The sequence below is a fragment of the Haloplanus aerogenes genome (assembly GCF_003856835.1).
Classification (GTDB): Archaea; Halobacteriota; Halobacteria; order Halobacteriales; family Haloferacaceae; genus Haloplanus; species Haloplanus aerogenes.
On the sequence record NZ_CP034145.1, the window covers coordinates 1,312,414 to 1,331,330 of the forward strand.

The window sequence follows — 18,917 nt, forward strand, 5'->3', positions numbered from 1 at the left end:
TTCTTTGTCTCACCTCCCCTTCTCCCCGGCATGGACGACCAACCGTCGGTCGCCGTCGTCGGCGCGGGACTGGCTGGCCTCGTCGCCGCCCGTCATCTCGCCGACGTGGGCGCGGACGTAACCGTCTTCGAACGGCGCGACGAGGTGGGCGGCCGGGTCCGAACCCGCCACGAGGACGGCTACACGCTCGACCGTGGCTTTCAGGTGCTCTTTACCGCCTACCCGGCCGTGCGGCGCGAACTCGACCTCGACGCCCTCGACCTGCACTCCTTCTCGCCCGGCGCTGTCATCGCTCGCCCCGGCGAGCGGTCGGTGCTCTCCGACCCGCTGCGCGACCCGTTCTCGTTCACCGACACGCTGTTCAACCACGAGGTGACGACGACCGACAAACTCCGGACGCTCGCCCTCCGCCAACACGTCGGCAGCCGCGACGAGGCGGATATCTTCGCCAGCGCTGACGCCCCCATCGACGACTACCTCCACGACTGGGGCTTCTCCCACCGCTACATCGACAACTTCGTCGCCCCCTTCTACGGCGGCATCACCCTCGATCGCTCTCTCTCCACCTCGAAGCGCGTCTTCGAGTACACGTTCAAGGCGATGAGCGAGGGGCGGGTCGCCCTTCCGGCCGATGGCATGGGCGCGGTCCCCGACCAACTGGCCGACCGCGCCCGCGACGCGGGGGCGACGATCCACTGCGCGGAACCCGTCGCCTCGGTGACGGCCGACGACGACCGGGCGACCGTCGAGACGGAGACGCTGACGGTCGAAACCGACGCCGTCGTCGTCGCCGCCGATCCGCGGACTGCCCGCCGCCTGACCGGCGTGGCGGCCATTCCGACGACTGCCCGCTCCTCCGTGGCCTGTTACTGCTCCCTCCCCGGCGACGCACCCCTCGACGACGGGCGGAAGATCCACCTCAACGCGGCCGGCGATCGCCCCAACGCCATCGCGCCGCTCTCCGCCGTCGCGCCCTCGTACGCCCCCGACGACCACCACCTCCTCGCGGCGACGTTTTTAGGAAGCGACGCGCTCGACGCCGACGACGCCGACCTCGTCGACGCCACCCGTGACGCCCTCGAATCGTGGTACCCCGAACGCCTGTTCGGCGGCCTCGACCACGTCCACACCGACCGGATCGAGTTCGCGCAGTTCGCTCAGCCCCCCGGGATTCACGACGACCTGCCCGACACGCGCGACCCTGCCGGTCCCGTCTACCTCGCCGGCGACTACACCGCGTGGTCGTCGATTCAGGGGGCGATGCGGAGCGGGCGGGAAGCGGCCGACGCCGTGATCGACGACCTCTAGTCGAACCGCGTCTCGGTGCCGAGATACCGCCCCTCGACCGTGTTCCCGATGTCCGCGTAGAACAGCGCGAGCGTCGCCTCCAGATCCCCGGTCAGATAGTGATCGACGATTTCGGCCAACTGCGCCCGGAACCGCCCACCCGTCTCGGTGCCGAGCGTCCGGAGGTACGCCGGCCCGAGTTCCTCGCCGAACCGCGTGTTCGTGAGCGGTTCGCCCCGCCAGACGGTCGTCGCCGGTTCGTGACCGTAGGCCTCCAGACAGGCTTCGAGTCGCGGCCACGACACTCCCTCCTCGTCGGCCCGCTGTTTCCGATCCAGAAAGAGGTCGAGGTGTGCCGGCGGTTCGGTGATCGCCGGCAAGTCCATCCCCGCGCCGAGCCGGTCGAGCCGGTCCGTGACGAACGGCAGGTCGAACTCGACGCCGTTGTACGTCACGAGACGGTCGGCGTCGGTGTCCGCGAGACACGTCATCGCCCGCTCGACGAGGGCGGCCTCGTCCACCCCGCCGCGGTGAAACGTCTCGTAGGTCGCCTCCGTCAGCGGATCGGCGCAGTCGTGAACGCCGACGCCGACGGAGACGAGTTCGCCTGCGGTCGGATCGGTCGCCGTCGTCTCGATGTCGACGGTCGCGATCCGTTCGTGTCCGGGGTCGTCGCGGGGGTAGCGCATAGGTGCAGTCCTCACCTGTTTCGTCATCGGGTTTACGATGTCGGTGTATCCGGCCCCATCATTTACCACCCATCACGCGAGACGTGCCGGTATGGAAACCCGTCCCGATTGGCTCTCCCTCGACGCCGACGAGACGGTCGTCTGGCAGGGTGCGCCCCGCCTCCGGCGCATCCTTCCGACGGCCGCCGCCGCGACGCTCTGGATCGTCTTCCTCGTACTCGGTGCCCTCCTCGGCCCCCGAGTCGCGCCCGAAATCGCGCTGGTGTTCCCGCGTATCGTTCTCGCCGGTGCCGCTCTCCTGCTCTCGCTCCCGGCACTCGCCGCCGTCGCGTGGGCCTACTTGCGGACCACGAACGTCGACTACGTCCTCACCGAGCGGAACCTGTACCGCAAGGCGGGCGTCCTGTCGACGCGCGTCTCCCGGATCGGCCTCGCCACCGTCCAGAGTACGAGCCTGACGAAAAACGTCTGGGGGAACCTCTTCGACTACGGCACCATCGAGATCAGTACCGCCGGCTCCGACGGCGTCGACCTGCGCCTCACGGATCTGGACGACCCCGAACCCATCCGGGCCGAGATCCGACAGTTGACGGGCAGTCGGCAGTCAGAACGCGATGCCGCTCCGGCGATGCCCATCGACACCGCGACGGCCGACACGCTCCACGCCGACTTCCGGGCGCTCCGCGACGCCGCGACTCGCGTGGAAGGGGTGGTGAGCGAGCGATGAGCGAGTCGACGGATGCGGACGCCGAGTCCGTGGCCGAGATGGACGCCGGCGACGACGCCCCACCCGAGTGGCTCTCGCTCGACCCCGGCGAGGACATCGTCTGGATCGGCCGCCCGGCGTTCGAGACGCTCTACGGAACCCTCCTCAGCGGCCTGCTGTTGACCGTCTTCCTCATCGGATTCTTGATCCTGCTGGGCGTCCCCTTCGCCTACCTCCGCATCCAGAACACCGACTACGTGGTCACCACCGAATCGCTGTACGTCAAATCCGGTATCTTCTCGACCAACATCGAGACGGTGGATCTGGACCGTATCCAGAACACGGAGTACAACCGGAGTTTCTGGGGCAAGCAGTTCGGCTACGGGAGCATCTCGATCAGCACCGCCGGGAGCAGCGGCGCGGAGATATCCTTCGACGGGATTCCGGACGCGCCGGCCGTCCGCGACCGGATCACCGAACTCCAGCGGCGCCACTCGGGGCGCGGCGACGACGGAGCGGGTGATCGAGAGGGTGAGCGTCCCGCCAGCGCCGATCAGATCACCGAACTGATCGAGGAGGTGCGCGCCACCCGCGAGGCGTTCGAGCGAATCGAACGCCACCTCGCCGACGGCGAGGCGTCGAGCGTCCAGCCGTCGTCCACAGATTCGGACGGCACGGATGCGAGCGCCGACACCGGCGACGACCCCGACCGCTAGCCTACTCCCGCAGGAACGCTTCGTCGCCGTACGCCGAAAGCATCGACAGGAAGCCCTCGCGCTGTCGCTCCAGTTCCGGCGGCAGGTCCGCGTACGCGTAATCGAACATCGACTCGGGATCGGCCTCCTTCTCCGACGCCTCGTCGATGATGGCCGCGACGTGATCCTCGATGTCGGCCTGAATCTCCGCGTCCAGTTCGTCGTCCAGCCGTCCCGTCCGGCGGAGGAACGCCTCGAAGCGCGTCAGCGGGTCGCGCTCTTTCCACACCTCCACCTCCTCGTCGTCGCGGTAGACGGTTGGGTCGTCGGCGGTGGTGTGGGCACCGAAGCGATACGTCACCGCCTCGATCAGCGTCGGCCGCGTCTCCCCCTCGTCGGGGTCGCGCGCCCGCTCGACCGCTTCCTTCGTCACCGCGTAACAGGCGAGGGGGTCCATGCCGTCGACGCGGATTCCTTCCATCCCGTAGGCGTCGGCTTTCACCGCGATGGTGTCGCTCGCGGTCTGGTTCTCGACAGGGTGGGAGATGGCCCAGCCGTTGTTGTTACAGAAGAAGACCGTCGGCGTGTCGAAGACGCCAGCGAAGTTCATCGCCTCGTGGAAGTCGCCCTCGCTGGTCGCGCCGTCGCCGAAGTGGACGACCGTCGCCCGCTCGTCACCCTTCAGTTTCGAGGCCCACGCCATCCCCACCGCGTGCGGGAGGTGGTCCGCGATGGCGATGTTGAGCGGGAAGACGTGTTTGTCCGCGAGGCTGGCGTTGCCCGATTCGTGGCCCATCCAGTACTCCAGATAGCCGGCGTCGAGGTCGCGAACGACGACGGCGCCGTGTTCGCGGTACTGGTAGAGGATCCAGTCGTCGGGCGCGAGGGCGTACGTCGATCCGATCTGCGCACCCTCTTGCCCCGCGCCGGAGGCGAAGGTGCCGATCCGTCCCTGCCGCTGGATATTGATCGCCCGCTGGTCGAAGTGGCGGGTCAATCGCATATCACGATACATACCCACGAGCGTCTCGTCGGAGAGGTCGGGCATCGCCGCCTCGTCCACCACCTGTCCCTCCTCGTCGAGTACCCGTACGAGTTCGTCGGGGTCGTAGTCCACAGTCAGTCACCTCCCGCGGATCGGTGTGGTCGCTCGCCGCTCTCCACACGCCGCCGCGGGTGTCGCCGTCCGTACATACGTCGGCCGAGACGCTCCGCCGAGTAAATCCTATCGCCGGAGATAGGGTCGGAGGTCGGCGAGTGGGGGGAACCACAGCGTCTCGGCCGCACCGTCGTCGGTTCGGTCGATCACCCCCGGCCGAACCGCGTCGAGGTCGGGCACCAGCGGCGAGTCGACGGCGTCGCGGCGTTCGATCCGTAGCCCCGCCGCGAACGTCGAGAACGCCGGCAGCACGAGCGTCGGCCGGTCGCGGTACCCCTCGGCGGTCCAGAGGAAGCAGTCGCGCTTGCGACCCTCCATCTCGATGGCAGGGTGGAGGTGACCACAGACGTACCGCTCGGCGTCCGTTTCGGGTGCCTCGTGGCCGTGACAGACGAGCGTTCCGTCGGGCAGGCGGTACGCGTCGTGGACGGGACCGGGCCAGATGCCCGCGAGGCCGCCGTCGTGATTGCCCGCGACGGCGACGGGCCGCGCCCCCGCCGCGCGGACGGCGCCCGCGAGTGCCCGGATCGTCCCCGCGGTTCGGTCGCTCGGCGCGCCAAATCGGTGGCACAGGTCGCCCGCGAAGACGACCGTCTCCGGTTCCATCGCGGCCATCGCTGCCGTCAACCGGTCCAGCAAATCCTGTCGCTCGTCGAGGAGGATGCCGGCGTTCGTCGCCGTGGCACGGCCGGCGTGGAGGTCGGCCACGACCAGCGTCGCCGCTGCCGGGAGAAACACCGTCCGGCCGTAGGTATCGGGGGGTGTCACGGCGCCCTCAGTCCGCGTGTTCCCTCGCGGTGGCGTACGCGTCCTGCAGGCGTTTGAACGATTCGCTGTCGCCGCCGTGGTCCGGGTGGACGTTCTTGACCTGCCGCCGGTAGGCGCGTTTCACCTCGTCGGCGCCGGCGGTCGGCGGCAGGCCGAGGCGGGCGAAGGCGGTGCCGATCCGGGTCGACGACGTGACACCGTTTTCGTCCCGTCTCGGCGTCTCGAACGGCAGTCGGCGGCCGAGTTGATGGCCGGGCATCTCGTGTTCGCAGAGGACGGCGGCGGTTCCCGCACGCTCGATCCGGAAGTACGCCTGCGGGTCGAAGGTGATCGCCACCTCGTGGTCGGGCAGGTAGAAGGCGACAGTGTCGTCGTGGACGGCCGCGTCCTCGACGTAGCGCTCGCCGATCGAGTCGAGATAGGTTCGGATCTCTCCTCGCCGTCGGTCGGTGCCGTCGACCCGCGGGCCGCGATCCATCGGTGGCGACGGAAACAGGCGACCGCCGACGACGAAGATACCCGCGACGAGGACGACGGCGGCGGCGCCCATGGCGACTCCCGCCAGCAGCCACGGCGGGACCAGTTGCACCCACTCCGGTAGCACGGCCGTCCGTTGGCAATGCGTGATAAAGAACTTCTCGCCCTAGCCGATGTACCGCAGGTCGTCGTCGGTCGGCATCTGCGCACCCTGATTCTGCATCTCCTGAATCTTGCCGACGACTTCCTCCATCTCCTCCGCGCGGTCCTCTAGCGACTCGTAGTCGATGTCGAAGCCGATCACCGTCTCCAGCACTTCGAGCACCGCCCGGGCGCTCTTGGGGTCGACGAGGTAGCCGCTCGTCTCGCCCATCAGACAGGTGGCGTCGAAGCCGCGGCGACCGCCGAGGCCGAGCAACAGACCGCTCACGCCGACGATGCCACCGGCGGGTTCGTCCTCGCGGAACTCCACGCCCTCTGCCTCCAAATCGGGCTTTAGATCCGCGTCGGTCACGGCGCCGAGGACGTGGTACTCCTCGATGAGTTCGCCGGTGGGCACGCCGCCGAGGGCGAACAGTTGTTCGACGCCCATCTCCGCGGCGATGTCGAGAAACGACTCCGTGAGGTGGTAGTGGCCCTCGTTGCTCCCGGCCTGGTGGTCGCCGGTGAGTACGAGCATATCCTGTCCGTCGGTTTCGACGGCGTGAAACTCCGCACAGACCAGTTCCGCGACGCCCTCGTCGTCGATGCTCACCTGTGGCGGGAACTCGTCGGCGTACACCCGCCGGACGAGTTCGCTCTCGAACTCCTCCAGCAGATACTCGGCGGCGAGTTTCCCGACGTGCCCGACGCCGGGGAGGCCCTCGACGAGCACCGGGTCCGACAACGTCGGCTCCGCGACCGTCTCGATCTCGATGGCGTCCATACCGCCTATTCGCGTTCGCGGCGCTTAAGAGCGCGTCGGTACTTCCCGTACGGGTCCGCAGGATCGAACGGCGCCGGGGCGCTGTTGACGGCGTCGGCACCACAGTCGGGACAGGTCGACCCGAGCGTGTAGACGGGGCGGTCGTGGCGGTCCTGCCACGCCGAACACACTCGGATATCGGATTTCATCGCAGTGCGCTACTCGTCGTCGGTCTCGCGCTCGCGGTGGTACCGGGCCGTCCCGCCGGCCGCCGAGATGGCCTCGCGGGCCCGCTCCGCGCTGGCTTCGAGTTCCGACTCCGCGGTCTTGTAGTCGGGCGCCTTGACCTGGATGCGGTACTCCGGCGACCCGACGTACGACACCGAGAGTTCGATCTCGTCGCTCACGTCACCGTTACCCTCGGCGGCCTTCAGCGCCTCCTTGATGTGGTCGACGCCGTCGCCGCTCGGACACTCCAGATCGACGTAGCCCGTGACGTTGACGTAGGGGACGGAGACGTTCTCGCGGGCCGTTGCGACGATAGTCTCCACGTCGTCGTCGTCGAGGTCGACGTCGTCGAGCGCTTCGGCGCCGTGGATCGCCGCCGACTCGAAGGCGTCGTAGAGGCTCTCGAACTCCGCGAGGAGGGCGTCGGCGATTTCGCCGTAGCGCTCGTCGGACACCTCCTCGCCGAAGGCGATGGACATCCACTTGTCCGCCTTCTGCTCGTTTTTCCACTCCTGAATCTTCTCCTTGCGCTGGTGCTCGTTGACGTCCTTGATCGAGAGGTCGATCTGCTGGGACCCCTCGTCGACGTCGAGCACTTTCGCGACGACCGTCTGTCCTTCGCGGACGTGGTCGCGGACGTTCTTGATCCAGCCGCTGGCGACCTCGCTGATGTGCGCGAGCCCGCGCTTGTCCTCGTACTCCTCGAGGTCGACGAACACGCCGAAGTCGGTGATCTCGTCGACCTTGCCGACGACGAGTTCACCCTGATCGGGCCAGCCACTGTACTTCATGGTGGAGCTAGCGTGCCTCGACGGTGTCGACCACTTCGCCCTCGAACGCGGTCTGGCCGCCGGTCGGCCGGGCGAGCGTGCTGCCACAGACCGCGCAGTTCACCGTCGTCGACACCTTGCCGAAGACGGTCTGTTCGTTGCCACAGTCCGCGCACTCGACGGTGAAGAAGCTCCCCGTCATTCCTGGAACTCCAGTCGGCCGGCGCGCCAGCCCTCGCGCATGTGGGCCTTGCCACACTCCGAACACCGGTACTTCAGGTTGGTCTTCTTCGTCGGCTTGTCGCCACCCGGCACCTTCGAGAACTTGCCGGCGTTCCCGATGGTGGACGTGTTACGCTCGCGCTGTCGGTCGATCCACTTCATCCCCGTCTCTCGACCGCGACGCACTTTCTCGACCTCGTGCTCGAAGTGCCCGTTGCAGTGCGGGCAGTACGTGTTGAATCGGCGTGGCATCTGCATAGATATCTACCTTGCCGGCAATTTCGCGTCGGGCGTTAAAACCCGTTTGGTTCGGCGGCGTGGTCGTCCACGCCCACCCGTGCTGTCGGCGCGTTACGGGGGGTCACGAGGGTAGACTTTTATCGCCCGCAGCCATCAGCACGTTCACATGTCCACGGAGGAGACCTGTGAGGCGCACGTCTGGGCGTCCGTCGGCGTCGTGAACCGCGACGGCACCGTCTGTAAGATCTGGGAGTGCGAGAACTGTCCGGTCTGGGCCGCCGAACCCTTCGACGACGCCGTCGAGCGAGCGTGGGAAGACACCTGGCTGTCCGAGCGCTGAGATGTCGGTCTCGGGCGCACTCCTCACGCAGGTGTCCGTCGGCGCCGTCGCCCTGTACACCCTCGTGACGGCGGCGAGTCGAGCGATCGACCGGCTGCTGGCACTCGCGGAGTACTACGACATCGACGAGGTGCTCGTGGGGATGACCGTCCTCGCGCTGGGGACGAGTCTGCCGGAACTCAGTGCCCACCTCGTCGCGTCGCTCGGCATCCTCTCCGGCGTCCTCGACTATCAGGTCGCCTCCGCCGTCGTCATCGGGGGAAACACCGGCTCCTCGACCGTCCAGCAGTTTCTGCTCGTCGGCGTGTTGCTCATCGCCTGTGGCAGCCTCCCGCTCACCCGGACGTTCGTGCGCCGGAGCTACCTGCCGATGCTCGGCGCGCTACTCGCGACGTTGCTGGTCGCGTGGGACGGGTCGATCAGCCGACTCGACGGGTCGGTGTTGCTGGCGCTCTACCTTATCTACGTCCTCGTGAGCGTCTCCAACCGTGAGCCGACGGGGACGATCCGCGAGCGACCGAGCGAACGGCCACGGCGCGACGCGCTCGTGGCCACGGGCCTGCTCGTTCTCGTCTTGCTCGCCGCCTCGCTCGTGCTCTCGGTCGTCGGGACAGTCGTCGACATGCTCGCACTCGGCGGGTCGACGGTCGGCGTGGTGACCATCGGTGTGGCGGCCGCGCTTCCGGAACTGACGACCGTGATGGACGCCGTCCGCCGCCGAGCACCCAACGTCGCGCTCGGCACGCTCGTCGGGAGCAACATCGTCAATCCGCTGGTCGGCATCGGCCTCGGTGGCGTCGTCTCCACGTACTACGTCCCGCCGGTGGTCGTCCTCTGGGATCTGCCTTTCAAACTGGGTGTCGGCGGGGTGTTGCTCGGCTGGGTGCGGTTCCGACGAACGGGACGGCTAACGCGGACGGAAGGGGGGTACCTGCTGGGGCTGTACTTCGTGTTCATCTCTGGGCGACTCCTCCTGTTCCCCGGACAGTGACCGCCGACGGAGACGCCGCGTTCCGTCACTCCTCGAACCGCAACTCCGCCGACAGCCCCTGCGCCATCTCGATGTCTCGCTCGTTGTTCAGCGTCCACGCCGTCCGGTCCGTGACCGCCTCGATTACCTCGCGGGCCGAGGGCGACCCCTTCCCCGACTTGCCGAGGCCGCCGAACGGCAACTGGACTTCGGCGCCGATGCAGGGCAGGTTGCCGTACGCCAGCCCCGCCTGCGCCTCGTCGCGGTAGTAGTTGAGTTGCCGGTAGTCCTCGCTCACGATGGCGCCCGCGAGGCCGTACTCTACGGCGTCGTGAATCTCGACCGCCCGCTCGATACCGCCGCTGTAAGGAATCAGGGCGACGTGCGGGCCGAACACCTCCTCGCGGAGGACGCGGCTGTCCGGATCGTACTCCATCTCGTAGACGAAGGGACCGACCCAGTGGCCGTCGGTGTGACCCTCGGGAATCTCGGCGGCGGCGAGTTCGCTCCGGTCGACGAGGACGGTGGCGCCCTCCTCGCGGGCGAGGTCGTTGTACTCGCGGAACTTCGACACCTGGTCAGCGTCGATCAGCGGCCCCATGAACGTCGACTCGTCCAGCGGGTCGTCGACGGCGATGCGTTCCGCGGCGTCGACGAAGCGGTCGCGGAACTCGTCGTACACGTCCTCGTGGACGATCAGGCGCTCGGCGGAGACACAGCGCTGGCCGGTCGTCTTGAACGCCGACAGCACCGCCGAGTGGGCGGCGATGTCGAGGTCGGCCGCCTCGGTGACGACGACGGCATTCTTCCCGCCCATCTCCAGCGAGCAGGTGCGACCGGGGCGCCCGCCGAGCGTCTCGTCGATCAGGTTCCCCACCTCCGCCGATCCCGTGAACAGGATGGTGTCGACGCGGTCGCCCTCGACGAGGGCGGCGCCCGTCTCGCCGTAGCCCTGCACCATGTTGAACACGCCCGGCGGCACGCCGGCGTCGTCGAACATCTCGGCGACGATCCGGCCACAGTACGGCGTCTGCTCCGCGGGCTTCCAGACCACCGTGTTGCCCTCCACCAGCGACACCGCCATGTGCCAGAAGGGGATGGCGACCGGGAAGTTCCACGGCGTGATACACCCGACGACGCCGCGCGGGCGACGCCGCATGTAGGAGTCCTTGCTCGCGATCTCGCTCGGCACTACGTCACCGTGGGGATGCCGGGCGTTGCCCGCCGCCCACTCCACCATGTGCGCCGCCTCCTCGATATCGGCGAGCCCCTCGCTGATCTCCTTGCCGCACTCCCGGGTGACGATTTCGCCCAACTCTTCCTTTCGCTCGCGGAGTTCCGCGTACACGTCCCACAACACTTCGGCGCGGCCGACGTACGACCGCTCGCGCCACGCCGGCGCGGCCGCCCGTGCCGCCTCGACGGCCCGCGCCACGTCCACCGACGACGCGTGTTCGAACGTCGCGATTCGCTCGCCGGTCGCCGGGTTCGTACTCTCGAACGGTTCGCCCTCGCCGCCGACCCACTCGCCGTCGACGTACTGTTCGAACGGTTCGGTGCCTGCTACCATGCCCCACGGTAGGCGAAGCGTTCGGATAAACTAACTGTTGGCGTCGTCTCGGGACACGAACGACGAGCTATCCTCGACGAAACTGAAAACCTTCCAATAGCTATTTCGCCGGCGGCGACGACGTTCCCAGCGATGCCGTGGCGCCGTTCGCGCATCGTCACACCGCTCGTCGCCGGTCTCGCCGCGTGGCTCTGTGTCGGCGTCGTGAGTCGTGCTCTGCTCGGTACCGACATCGGCTTCCTCGTCGGCCTCGGCGCCGGTGTCGCCGCGGCCGTCGGTTTCTGGGCCGAGGTGAGGAACTGACGATGCACGTTGACGGTCAGACCGGGCTGTACGCGTCCACGACCGCCCGTAGCGCGAATCGGAGATTCTCGCGGCGCTCCCTGATCCGCCGGTAGAAGTACGACGCCCACGCGCTCCCGTAGGGGACGTACTGATAGACCGTCTCGGTGGCGGCGAGTTCCCGCTGGCGGTCCTCGCGGACGCCCATCAACATCTGGAACTCGTAGTCGCGGTCGTACTGGTCGCCTAGGTCGAGGGCGTACTCGATCAGTTCCTCGTCGTGGGTGGCGACGGCGATGCCGACCGTCGTGTCGGTAAAGAGCCGGTGGAGCAAGTGTCGGTACGCCTCCTCGACCGCCGCGCCGTCGCGGTAGGCAATCGATTCGGGTTCGTCGTACGCACCCTTCACGAGCCGTATTTTCCCGGCCGTGTCGCCCAGCCGCGTCACGTCGTCGGCCGTGCGTCGAAGGTTGGCCTGCAGACAGATGCCGACGCCCCCGTCGTGCTGCTCGGCGAGCGCCTCGTAGGCCCGGACCGTCGCGTCCGTCGTCTCGTGGCCCTCCATGTCGATCCAGACGAACGTGTCCGCGGCGGCCGCCACCTCGACGATTCGGGCGAGGTTGTCCCGGAACACGTCCTCGCCGATATTGAGGCCGAGTTGCGAGGGCTTGACCGAGATGCTCGGTGGGTGGGCGGTGTCCGGGAACCGCTCGAGCAGGCGCAGATACTCCTCCGTGTCCGCCCGGGCGTCTTCGGGGTCGTCGTAGTGTTCGCCGAGGAGGTTGACGATGCTCGCGATGCCCGCGTCGTCGAGGTCACGGACGTGGGCGACGGCGCCGTCGATCGATTCGCCGGCGACGAATCGGTCCGCGATCGGGGGGAGCATGAGTGAACGTAGGGGATGAGCGACCAAAACCCCGTCTCCCCGTCGAGTGGCCATCGAAGCGATTAAGCCCGGACTCGCCGAACGGCCGTCTATGCAGTACCTCATCGTCAGGGGGGACCCCGGCATCCGCAAGGACGCCGTCATCGACTACGACGGCGAGGAGCAGGTCTGTTTCTCGATCCAGCGTCAGGGCGACTACCACGGCCCCGAGGAGGTACAGCTCTGGTGTACCATCGGCACGCCCGACGAACGGGAGGCGTTCGAGAAGCGTCAGTACGTACCCCACTGGCTCGACGTAGACTCCATCGACGCCGACGCGCTCGACGTGGTGTCGTCGCTCGGCCGGCAGTCGTAGCGAGTAGTCGCGGCGTTCGTCTGCCGGTCGGCCACGGTACGGCCTACCGGTCGACCTGCGGATCGTCGACCCGATAGATCGTCACCGCCTCGTTCTGGAAGACGGCCGTCAGCCCGTCGACGCCGTCGAACGTCACCGAGCCGTAGCGGGCGCGCTCTGCCGGCCCCACCCACACGTACTCTACGTCGTAGCGTTCGAGTACCGCGACTGTCCGCTCCGGCGACCCGGTGTAGGCGGCGTCCACGTCCCGAACGCGGGCCAGATACGCCTCGGCGCCCCGGTACCCGACCTCGTGGTGCCAGCCGGCGACCGTCGGGACGCCCGTGAGGCTGGCGGCCGGGCTGGAGTCCCAGCTATACATCCCGGGTGGTGCGGGATACTCCCCGCCCGGCCCGGGATAGCGGCCCGTTGCCGGTGCGGAGAGGAGCGTCGGCTGGCCGGACAGGTCGTCGACGTAGGCGATGGCGGGCGCCTCGTCGGGGTGGTCGCGCTCGACGAAGCGGGTGGCGTCGAGCGTCGGCTCGGCGGCCCCGGCGAAATGCGACGAGAGCGCCAGGCCGGCGTAGGGGACGGTGGCGAGGACGACGGCCACCGCGAGGGCGGCCCGGAGCCAGCGCGAACGCGTCCCCGGGATCGACGGCGTTCGGTCGCCGGCCCACCGGACGAACGCCGGGAGCGCGGCGCCTGCGGCCACGCCCCACAGCACCCACACCTGCATGTAGGTCTTGAACACCGTGTTCATCCGGAGGGGACCGGCCTGCTCTTTGACGTAGACGAGTTCGACGATGCCCACCAGTCCGGCGCCGGCGACGATCAGGACCGTCTCGAAGCCGACCGGACGATCCGTCCGACAGGCGGCCCAGCCGAGGGCGAGGAGAGGGCCGACGGCGACGGCGACGGCCAGATTCGCCGTGGCCGCGAGCAGACCGAGGATGGCCACGCCGATCACGAGCGGTAGGACACGGTCGACCGCCAGCCGATCCAGCAGGTAGGCGTAGAAGACGACGAGGAATGCGCCGTGGACGAGCAGGAGGCCGGGGAGGCTCGTCCGCTCGGCGGCGGCGAGGATGGCCACTTCGCGGCCGCTCGCGGCTCCGAGCAGGAAGGGGAGGGCGAGGGCGGCACCGAGGATGCCCGCGACGGCGGTGACGCCGATGGCGCCGACGAGATGACCGAGTTCGTCGACGAGGGGGTCGTCGTCGCGCGCCCGTCGCCACGCCGCGACGCGGCGGGAGAGGATGGGCCACGGATCGGCCGAGCCGAGCGCGACGGCGAGAAAGAGGAGGCCGAAGATGGAGGGCATACTCCACGTATCGATCACGGTCTGCAGGCCCGCGAGCAGGGGCACGGCGACGAACACGAGCGTGCGCCGTCGTCGCAGGTCTCGCGGGGGAGTCCGATAGAGTGCGAAGGCGATGGCCGCACCCAGCAGGAGGAAGGGCGTCCCCATCATATGCGCGTGCAGGTCGCCGTTCAGCCACGCGAACAGCGGGAACTCGTTGATCGTGCCGGGGATGACGCGGCTGGCGGTCCAGTAGGAGAAGGAGTCGATGCCGCCGAGGACGGCGTCGGTCGAGTACCGCGACCGGGCAGCGATGGCGGCGGCGAGGTCGGCCTGCATCCCTCCGGGGAGCGCCGCGACGACGAGGCGGCTGACGGTGACGAGGTTGCTCGCGATGCCGACGAAGAAGGCGGCGGCGAGGGCGGCGGGCCGCCACGCGTCGGCGCGTTCCCTCGCGACGGCGCCGGCCAGTCCGTAGGCGGCGCTCACGAGCGTGGCGTAGAAGCCCGCGAGCGAGAGGTTGTAGGCGAAGCGGGGTGCCGTGCCGGTGAGGTCCGAGAGGAGTTCCGTCAGGAGGTGGCCGCCGTAGTAGTAGGCGACGGGTTCGTTCGCGAACCACATGTCTTCGGGCGGCAGGACCGTCGCGCGGTCCAGCGTCTTCAGCAGCCCGAAATCGAGGAACTTCTCGCCGCCGAGCGGGTAGACCGCGGGGTCGACGGCACGAACGGCGACGACGAAGGCGAAGGCGACGAGGAAGACGACGGCCGCCTCGGCGCTCCGCCGGGGTGGGCGGACGCCGTGTACGAGTTCGAGGCGGCGTTCGCGGAGGGCGTCGCGGTCGAGGCCGGTCAGGAGGGCGAGGGCGACGAGGGCGAGGAGGCCGGCGGCGAGGGCGGCCGGACCGAAGGTGAGGTGGCCGACCCAGTAGCCGACCGTGCCGACGACGACGAGCGCGGTCGGGAGCGCGAACCCGACGCCGCGGCCGGGAAGCGTCGAGCACAGGCGGGCAGCGACGGGGCGACCGAGCGCGGCGAGGACACCGTAGGCGACCAGCCACCGGACGACGAGACCGTACTCCATCGACCGGATTGGTGCCCAGCGTCGGTAAACAGTTTGTGATCCCAAGTCGGTCGGTTTTTTACCGCGGTAACGAAAGGAGTCCCCATGAGCCGTTCCGTGGGGGTCGTGATCCCCGCGTACCATCCGGACGTCGACCGCCTCGGGGCGTACGTCCGTGCCCTCCACGAGGCCGTCGGTCCCGAGGAGATCAGGGTCGAACTCGACGCGGCGACCCCTGATGTCCGGGACCGGATCGAGTCCCTCCCCGTCACGCTCCACGAGGCGTCGAGCCGCCGGGGCAAGGGCGCGGCGATCACCGCTGGCTTCGAAGCGCTGTCGACCGACGTACTCGCCTTCGCCGACGCCGACGGGAGCACGCCCGCCACCTCCATCGCGGACGTGATCCGCCCGGTCGTCGACGGCGATGCCGACCTCGCGGCAGGGTCGCGTCGCCACCCCGACGCGACCGTTCAGTCTCACCAGACGGTCGCTCGCCGCTACCTCGGCGACGGCTTCGCGTGGCTCGCCCGTCGCCTCCTCGACATCCACCTCTACGACTACCAGTGTGGCGCGAAGGCGCTCACCAGCGACGCGTGGGACCGCATCCGCCCGCACCTCCACGAACCCGGCTTCGCGTGGGACATCGAACTCCTCGCCGTCGCGGACGCGGTCGGCTGCCGGATCGTCGAGGTGCCCGTCGTCTGGGAGGACCGCCCCGAATCCACCGTCTCCCCCGTGCGGACGACGCTCCGCCTCGCCCGTGGGCTGGTCGTCTCCCGCCACCGAGCGCGTCTCCTCCGGAACGACCGCCTCCACTCGCTCCTCGACCGACCGCGTGAGTCGACGCCCGCGCTCGTCGACCGTGATCACCGATGAGCGGCGGGCTGGGCAAACTGGAGGAACTCTACTCCGGGATTCGGTTCGGACAGTTCGTCTCCGTCGGCGCCGTCGGCGCCACTGCAGAGACTATCGTCGTCGCCATTCTGACCGCTGGCTACGGATTCGTCCCGCAACTCGCCAAGGCCGTCGGCGCCGAGGTGTCGATCACCCTCATGTTCCTCATCAACGACCGGTGGACGTTCGCGGAAGCCGGGGCAGCGGGGTTGCTCCCTCGATTCCGGCGCTACCTCAAGTCGCATCTCGTGCGTGCTGGTGGGTTGATCGTCGGCTTCGCCGTCCTGACGGCGTTGACTTCGTGGACCGACATCCGACTCGTCATCGCGGGCGCCGACCTCTGGCCGACGGTGGCGAACGCCATCGGTATCGGGTGTGGGATGCTCCTCAACTACCTCACCGAGGGGCTGTTCACGTGGCGGGTCGGTGCCGAGTGATAGGGATCATCGTAACTGTTCATAGATTCTCGCTCGACCGTCCCAGCGAGAATCTATCGTGACTTCCGATGAACTCTATAAACGCGTGCGCTGATCGACATCCGGTACGCGAATCACAACCCTTAATGCCGCGACTGGATTCGACTCTGGTAGCGGGATGGGATAGCCAGGAGATTCCGCCGGGCTCATAACCCGGAGATCGGTAGTTCAAATCTACCTCCCGCTATTTTTCGAGCGATCACCTGCAACCGAGGAGCTCTGCGACGAGGGAGCCGGTCGCTCGAAAATACCCGTAGATTTGAACCAGACGAGTCGCAGCCCGCGCAGCGAAGCGAGCAGGAACGTCTCGGCGTCGTTCAAATCTACCGCCCGCAGTCGCTCACTTTTAACACTCACCGCCGAGACGCCACACCCATGGTCCCCCTCCAGATGGGTCTCCCCGGTGGTCCAGAGCTGTTGATAATCGGTATCATCCTCCTCGTCATCCCGTTCGTCATGGCCTACTGGGTCTACACGGACGCGGAGAAACGCGGCGACGACCGGGCGGCGTTCTGGGCGCTCGCCGTCGGCGGCCTCACCTTCCTCACCTTCTTCGGCGGACTGCTCGCGCTCGTGGTGTACGTCTGGCAGCGCGACTAAGGAGCGTTCGTAACTGTTCGCACGCCGGACTGCACGCAATCTTGCGATCCGGCGACGTACGAACGCGCCGTTAGAACTCGACGTTCGAGGTGTTCGACGGCCCGTCGTCGCCGTCGTCCATGGGTCCGCTCTCGACGAACGTGTAGTCCTCGTCGGTCAGGTACACGTCGCCGTCGTCGACGGTCGTGTCGACGGCTTCGAGCGTGGCGCCATCGCACGGTCCGAACGTGCAGTAGCCGGTGTCGGCCTCGAAGTACGCGCCGTGGTTCGCACAGACGAGTTCGCCGTCGCGCATCGGGGCGCCGTCCCCTTTGTCCAGCCGTACGTCCAGCAGGTGCCGACAGTAGTTCAACCAGCCACGCACCCCGTCCTCGGTTCGGACGAGGACTGCCTCACGCCGGTCGCCCTCGTCGTCGCGGACGGTGAAGAGGTAGGTCGTATCGGCGGGCACGGCGTCGAGCGACGTGATCCGAGAATCGGGTGCCAGCGCCATCGCCCGTCCGTATCGGGCGACGGGATATATACTCCGCGTTCGACCGTTAGTCGTCCCCGACGACACGTTCGTCGTACAGGTGTGCGAGGAGGCGGGTAAGGGGACCGCCACCCACAGCCACGCCGTCGAGTCGCGCGACGGGGCGGACGCCAGCGGTCGGTTCCGCGACGAACGCCTCGTCGGCCGCGCGGAAGTCGGCGGGCGTGTAGTCGCCCTCGACGACGGGGAACCCCTCGGCTCGGGCGAGGTCACGGACGACCGCCCGCGTCGCCGTCCGTGCCGGCCAGTCGTCCAGCGCCGGCAGGCGGAGGGCGTCGTCCGCGACGAAGACGGGATCGCTTGCCGTCCCGCCCACGACGTGTGCCTCGTCAGCGAGAAGCAGTGCCTCGTCCGCCGGGTCGTCGTCCGGCGGCGCGGCCTGCCGGAGTTCGGCCTGCGCGCGCACCGCGTCGAGGCGGTTGTGCGTGACGGGGGCAGCGGGCACCGCTACCGGTCCGATCGGTCGGGTGCGGACGGTCTGGAGCGCCACGGGGGTGCGTTCGCTCGACAGCGGGTCGACCGTCACCACGACCGTCGGATCGGGGTCGGTCGGCGGCCGAGCGCGATCCAGCAGGCTGGAACTGGCTGTCCTCTGCTCGCGTCCGCGGGTGATCGACAGATGGACGAGCGCGTCGTCCGGATCGTTGGCGGCGAGCGTCTCGGCTACGCGGTCCCGCAGCTCCGCGGCATCGACCCCGGGGTCGAATCCGAGCGCGTCACACGCGTCGAGTAGGCGGTCGACGTGGGCCTGCCACGCGACGGGCGTCCCGTCGACGGCGCGGAGGGGTTCGCGGACGGCGTCCCCGAAGGAGAGACCGCGGTCGTCGACCGGGAGCGCCGCGGCCTCGGCGTCGACGAGGCTCCCGTCGACGTAGTACTGCATCTAGCGTTCCTTGGCGCGGTCGATCCAGCGGCCGACCCGTTTCTCGGAGAGGTCGACCGCCTCGGCGAGTTCCGCCACGTCGGCGGCCGCGAGGTCGGCCACGGAGTCGACGCCCGCGTTCGACAGCCGTTCGGCGTACGCGGGGCCGATACCTTTGATGACCTCGACGGATTCGTCTCCGCCGGCCGTCGCTTCGGCTTCGGCTTCAGCCGCGGCATCTTCCTCCGCGTCCTCGATGTCGACGGTCGCCTCGTGTTCGCTCGTCGTCTCCCCCTGTGACTCGGATTCGGCGGTGTCGAGTTCCGTCTCGACGCTCTCGGTATCGACCGCTTCGGCGGGTTCGGCCGCCTCGCCTTCCCCGTCGACGAGCGACTCGGTCGACGCTGCCGCGTCCGTCCCGGCAGCGCTCGCCTCGTCGCTCTCGTCGGTCCCTTTGACGGCCGCTTCCGTCTCCGTGTTCGCCTCTCGTTCCACGCTGACGGTCGTCTCTCGCCGGTCGTCGTCCGACGACGACGACGAGTCACCCAGTCCGAGCAACGACAGGAGCGTGTCCAATAGTCCCATTGCCGAAAGTTACGGCGGCCCGATACTTAAAAACATTCGAGGCGGGTCGTCGGGAGTATCGTAACTGTCGATAGATTCT

25 protein-coding genes and 1 tRNA gene are annotated in these 18,917 nt (G+C 68.4%); 11 read left to right on the forward strand and 15 right to left on the reverse strand.

Features of this window, described 5'->3' with window-relative positions:
* Positions 1-30 precede the first annotated feature (30 nt).
* The gene (locus DU502_RS06665; RefSeq protein ID WP_121920766.1) at positions 31-1,308 is read left to right on the forward strand and encodes an NAD(P)/FAD-dependent oxidoreductase; all 1,278 of its coding nucleotides are present in this window, start codon (positions 31-33) and stop codon (positions 1,306-1,308) included.
* Here DU502_RS06665 and DU502_RS06670 read toward each other — a convergent pair.
* Positions 1,305-1,976 carry a ribonuclease H-like domain-containing protein gene (locus DU502_RS06670; RefSeq protein WP_121920765.1) on the reverse strand — a complete coding sequence of 224 codons (672 nt, stop codon included), beginning with the start codon at positions 1,974-1,976 and terminating at the stop codon, positions 1,305-1,307. The genes DU502_RS06665 and DU502_RS06670 overlap by 4 nt on opposite strands.
* Before the next feature lie 91 nt (positions 1,977-2,067).
* On the opposite strand from DU502_RS06670, the gene DU502_RS06675 reads away from it, so the two are divergent.
* Entirely contained in the window at positions 2,068-2,703 is a 636-nt protein-coding gene (locus tag DU502_RS06675; RefSeq protein WP_158601171.1) for a PH domain-containing protein, read from the forward strand.
* Positions 2,700-3,398 carry a PH domain-containing protein gene (locus DU502_RS06680; protein ID WP_121920763.1) on the forward strand — a complete coding sequence of 233 codons (699 nt, stop codon included), beginning with the start codon at positions 2,700-2,702 and terminating at the stop codon, positions 3,396-3,398. Before DU502_RS06675 ends, DU502_RS06680 begins: the two co-directional genes overlap by 4 nt.
* A 1-nt stretch (position 3,399) precedes the next feature.
* Here DU502_RS06680 and pdhA read toward each other — a convergent pair whose 3' ends face one another.
* The 8 genes from pdhA to DU502_RS06720 form a co-directional block, all read right to left on the reverse strand.
* Positions 3,400-4,494 (reverse strand): pyruvate dehydrogenase (acetyl-transferring) E1 component subunit alpha, encoded by a 1,095-nt coding sequence (gene pdhA, locus DU502_RS06685; RefSeq protein ID WP_121920762.1) that lies wholly within the window; start codon positions 4,492-4,494, stop codon positions 3,400-3,402.
* Positions 4,495-4,602: 108 nt separating this feature from the next.
* Entirely contained in the window at positions 4,603-5,304 is a 702-nt protein-coding gene (locus DU502_RS06690; protein WP_121920761.1) for a metallophosphoesterase, read from the reverse strand.
* 7 nt (positions 5,305-5,311) lie between these two features.
* On the reverse strand, positions 5,312-5,908 hold the full coding sequence (locus DU502_RS06695) for a J domain-containing protein (protein ID WP_121920760.1): 597 nt from the start codon (positions 5,906-5,908) through the stop codon (positions 5,312-5,314).
* A 39-nt stretch (positions 5,909-5,947) separates the two neighbouring features.
* Positions 5,948-6,706 (reverse strand): proteasome assembly chaperone family protein, encoded by a 759-nt coding sequence (locus DU502_RS06700; RefSeq protein WP_121920759.1) that lies wholly within the window; start codon positions 6,704-6,706, stop codon positions 5,948-5,950.
* Positions 6,707-6,711: 5 nt separating this feature from the next.
* Positions 6,712-6,894 (reverse strand): RNA-protein complex protein Nop10, encoded by a 183-nt coding sequence (locus tag DU502_RS06705; RefSeq protein ID WP_121920758.1) that lies wholly within the window; start codon positions 6,892-6,894, stop codon positions 6,712-6,714.
* Between the two features lie 9 nt (positions 6,895-6,903).
* A complete protein-coding gene (locus DU502_RS06710; protein WP_121920757.1) occupies positions 6,904-7,704 on the reverse strand; it encodes a translation initiation factor IF-2 subunit alpha in 801 nt (266 codons plus the stop codon).
* Positions 7,705-7,711: 7 nt separating this feature from the next.
* Positions 7,712-7,885, reverse strand: a complete 174-nt coding sequence (locus tag DU502_RS06715; protein ID WP_121920756.1) for a 30S ribosomal protein S27e — start codon at positions 7,883-7,885, stop codon at positions 7,712-7,714.
* Positions 7,882-8,163: a 50S ribosomal protein L44e gene (locus tag DU502_RS06720; protein WP_092631957.1), complete on the reverse strand. Its 282-nt coding sequence runs from the start codon at positions 8,161-8,163 to the stop codon at positions 7,882-7,884. The genes DU502_RS06715 and DU502_RS06720 overlap by 4 nt, the downstream gene beginning before the upstream one ends.
* 148 nt (positions 8,164-8,311) lie before the next feature.
* On the opposite strand from DU502_RS06720, the gene DU502_RS18195 reads away from it, so the two are divergent.
* Complete coding sequence (locus DU502_RS18195) at positions 8,312-8,485, forward strand: hypothetical protein (protein ID WP_158601170.1); 174 nt, start codon at positions 8,312-8,314, stop codon at positions 8,483-8,485.
* A gap of 1 nt (position 8,486) precedes the next feature.
* On the forward strand, positions 8,487-9,476 hold the full coding sequence (locus DU502_RS06725) for a sodium:calcium antiporter (protein ID WP_121920755.1): 990 nt from the start codon (positions 8,487-8,489) through the stop codon (positions 9,474-9,476).
* Between the two features lie 25 nt (positions 9,477-9,501).
* Here DU502_RS06725 and DU502_RS06730 read toward each other — a convergent pair whose 3' ends face one another.
* On the reverse strand, positions 9,502-11,025 hold the full coding sequence (locus DU502_RS06730; RefSeq protein ID WP_121920754.1) for an aldehyde dehydrogenase family protein: 1,524 nt from the start codon (positions 11,023-11,025) through the stop codon (positions 9,502-9,504).
* 132 nt (positions 11,026-11,157) lie between these two features.
* Here DU502_RS06730 and DU502_RS18200 point away from each other — a divergent pair, with 132 nt between their 5' ends.
* Positions 11,158-11,328: a hypothetical protein gene (locus tag DU502_RS18200; RefSeq protein ID WP_158601169.1), complete on the forward strand. Its 171-nt coding sequence runs from the start codon at positions 11,158-11,160 to the stop codon at positions 11,326-11,328.
* 16 nt (positions 11,329-11,344) lie between these two features.
* Here DU502_RS18200 and DU502_RS06735 read toward each other — a convergent pair whose 3' ends face one another.
* Positions 11,345-12,193, reverse strand: coding sequence for a proline dehydrogenase family protein (locus DU502_RS06735; RefSeq protein ID WP_121920753.1), 849 nt, complete (start codon positions 12,191-12,193; stop codon positions 11,345-11,347).
* A gap of 91 nt (positions 12,194-12,284) precedes the next feature.
* On the opposite strand from DU502_RS06735, the gene DU502_RS06740 reads away from it, so the two are divergent.
* Complete coding sequence (locus DU502_RS06740; protein WP_121920752.1) at positions 12,285-12,548, forward strand: HAH_0734 family protein; 264 nt, start codon at positions 12,285-12,287, stop codon at positions 12,546-12,548.
* Positions 12,549-12,591: 43 nt separating this feature from the next.
* On the opposite strand, the gene DU502_RS06745 is transcribed toward DU502_RS06740, so the two are convergent.
* Positions 12,592-14,910: a DUF2298 domain-containing protein gene (locus DU502_RS06745; RefSeq protein ID WP_121920751.1), complete on the reverse strand. Its 2,319-nt coding sequence runs from the start codon at positions 14,908-14,910 to the stop codon at positions 12,592-12,594.
* An 84-nt stretch (positions 14,911-14,994) separates the two neighbouring features.
* On the opposite strand from DU502_RS06745, the gene DU502_RS06750 reads away from it, so the two are divergent.
* The 4 genes from DU502_RS06750 to DU502_RS06765 all read left to right on the forward strand — a co-directional run bounded on the left by DU502_RS06750 (position 14,995) and on the right by DU502_RS06765 (position 16,859).
* Positions 14,995-15,765: a glycosyltransferase gene (locus tag DU502_RS06750; protein ID WP_121920750.1), complete on the forward strand. Its 771-nt coding sequence runs from the start codon at positions 14,995-14,997 to the stop codon at positions 15,763-15,765.
* On the forward strand, positions 15,762-16,220 hold the full coding sequence (locus DU502_RS06755) for a GtrA family protein (RefSeq protein WP_121920749.1): 459 nt from the start codon (positions 15,762-15,764) through the stop codon (positions 16,218-16,220). Before DU502_RS06750 ends, DU502_RS06755 begins: the two co-directional genes overlap by 4 nt.
* 151 nt (positions 16,221-16,371) lie before the next feature.
* Positions 16,372-16,446: transfer RNA gene (locus DU502_RS06760), tRNA-Met, on the forward strand.
* A 188-nt stretch (positions 16,447-16,634) separates the two neighbouring features.
* Positions 16,635-16,859 carry a hypothetical protein gene (locus DU502_RS06765; RefSeq protein ID WP_121920748.1) on the forward strand — a complete coding sequence of 75 codons (225 nt, stop codon included), beginning with the start codon at positions 16,635-16,637 and terminating at the stop codon, positions 16,857-16,859.
* A 70-nt stretch (positions 16,860-16,929) separates the two neighbouring features.
* On the opposite strand, the gene DU502_RS06770 is transcribed toward DU502_RS06765, so the two are convergent.
* From DU502_RS06770 to DU502_RS06780, 3 genes are read right to left on the reverse strand one after another with little or no spacing between them, the layout of a single operon-like run.
* Entirely contained in the window at positions 16,930-17,352 is a 423-nt protein-coding gene (locus tag DU502_RS06770) for a Rieske (2Fe-2S) protein (RefSeq protein ID WP_121920747.1), read from the reverse strand.
* 46 nt (positions 17,353-17,398) lie between these two features.
* A complete protein-coding gene (locus DU502_RS06775) occupies positions 17,399-18,274 on the reverse strand; it encodes an aminotransferase class IV (RefSeq protein WP_121920746.1) in 876 nt (291 codons plus the stop codon).
* Positions 18,275-18,838 carry a helix-hairpin-helix domain-containing protein gene (locus tag DU502_RS06780; protein WP_121920745.1) on the reverse strand — a complete coding sequence of 188 codons (564 nt, stop codon included), beginning with the start codon at positions 18,836-18,838 and terminating at the stop codon, positions 18,275-18,277.
* Positions 18,839-18,917 lie beyond the last annotated feature (79 nt).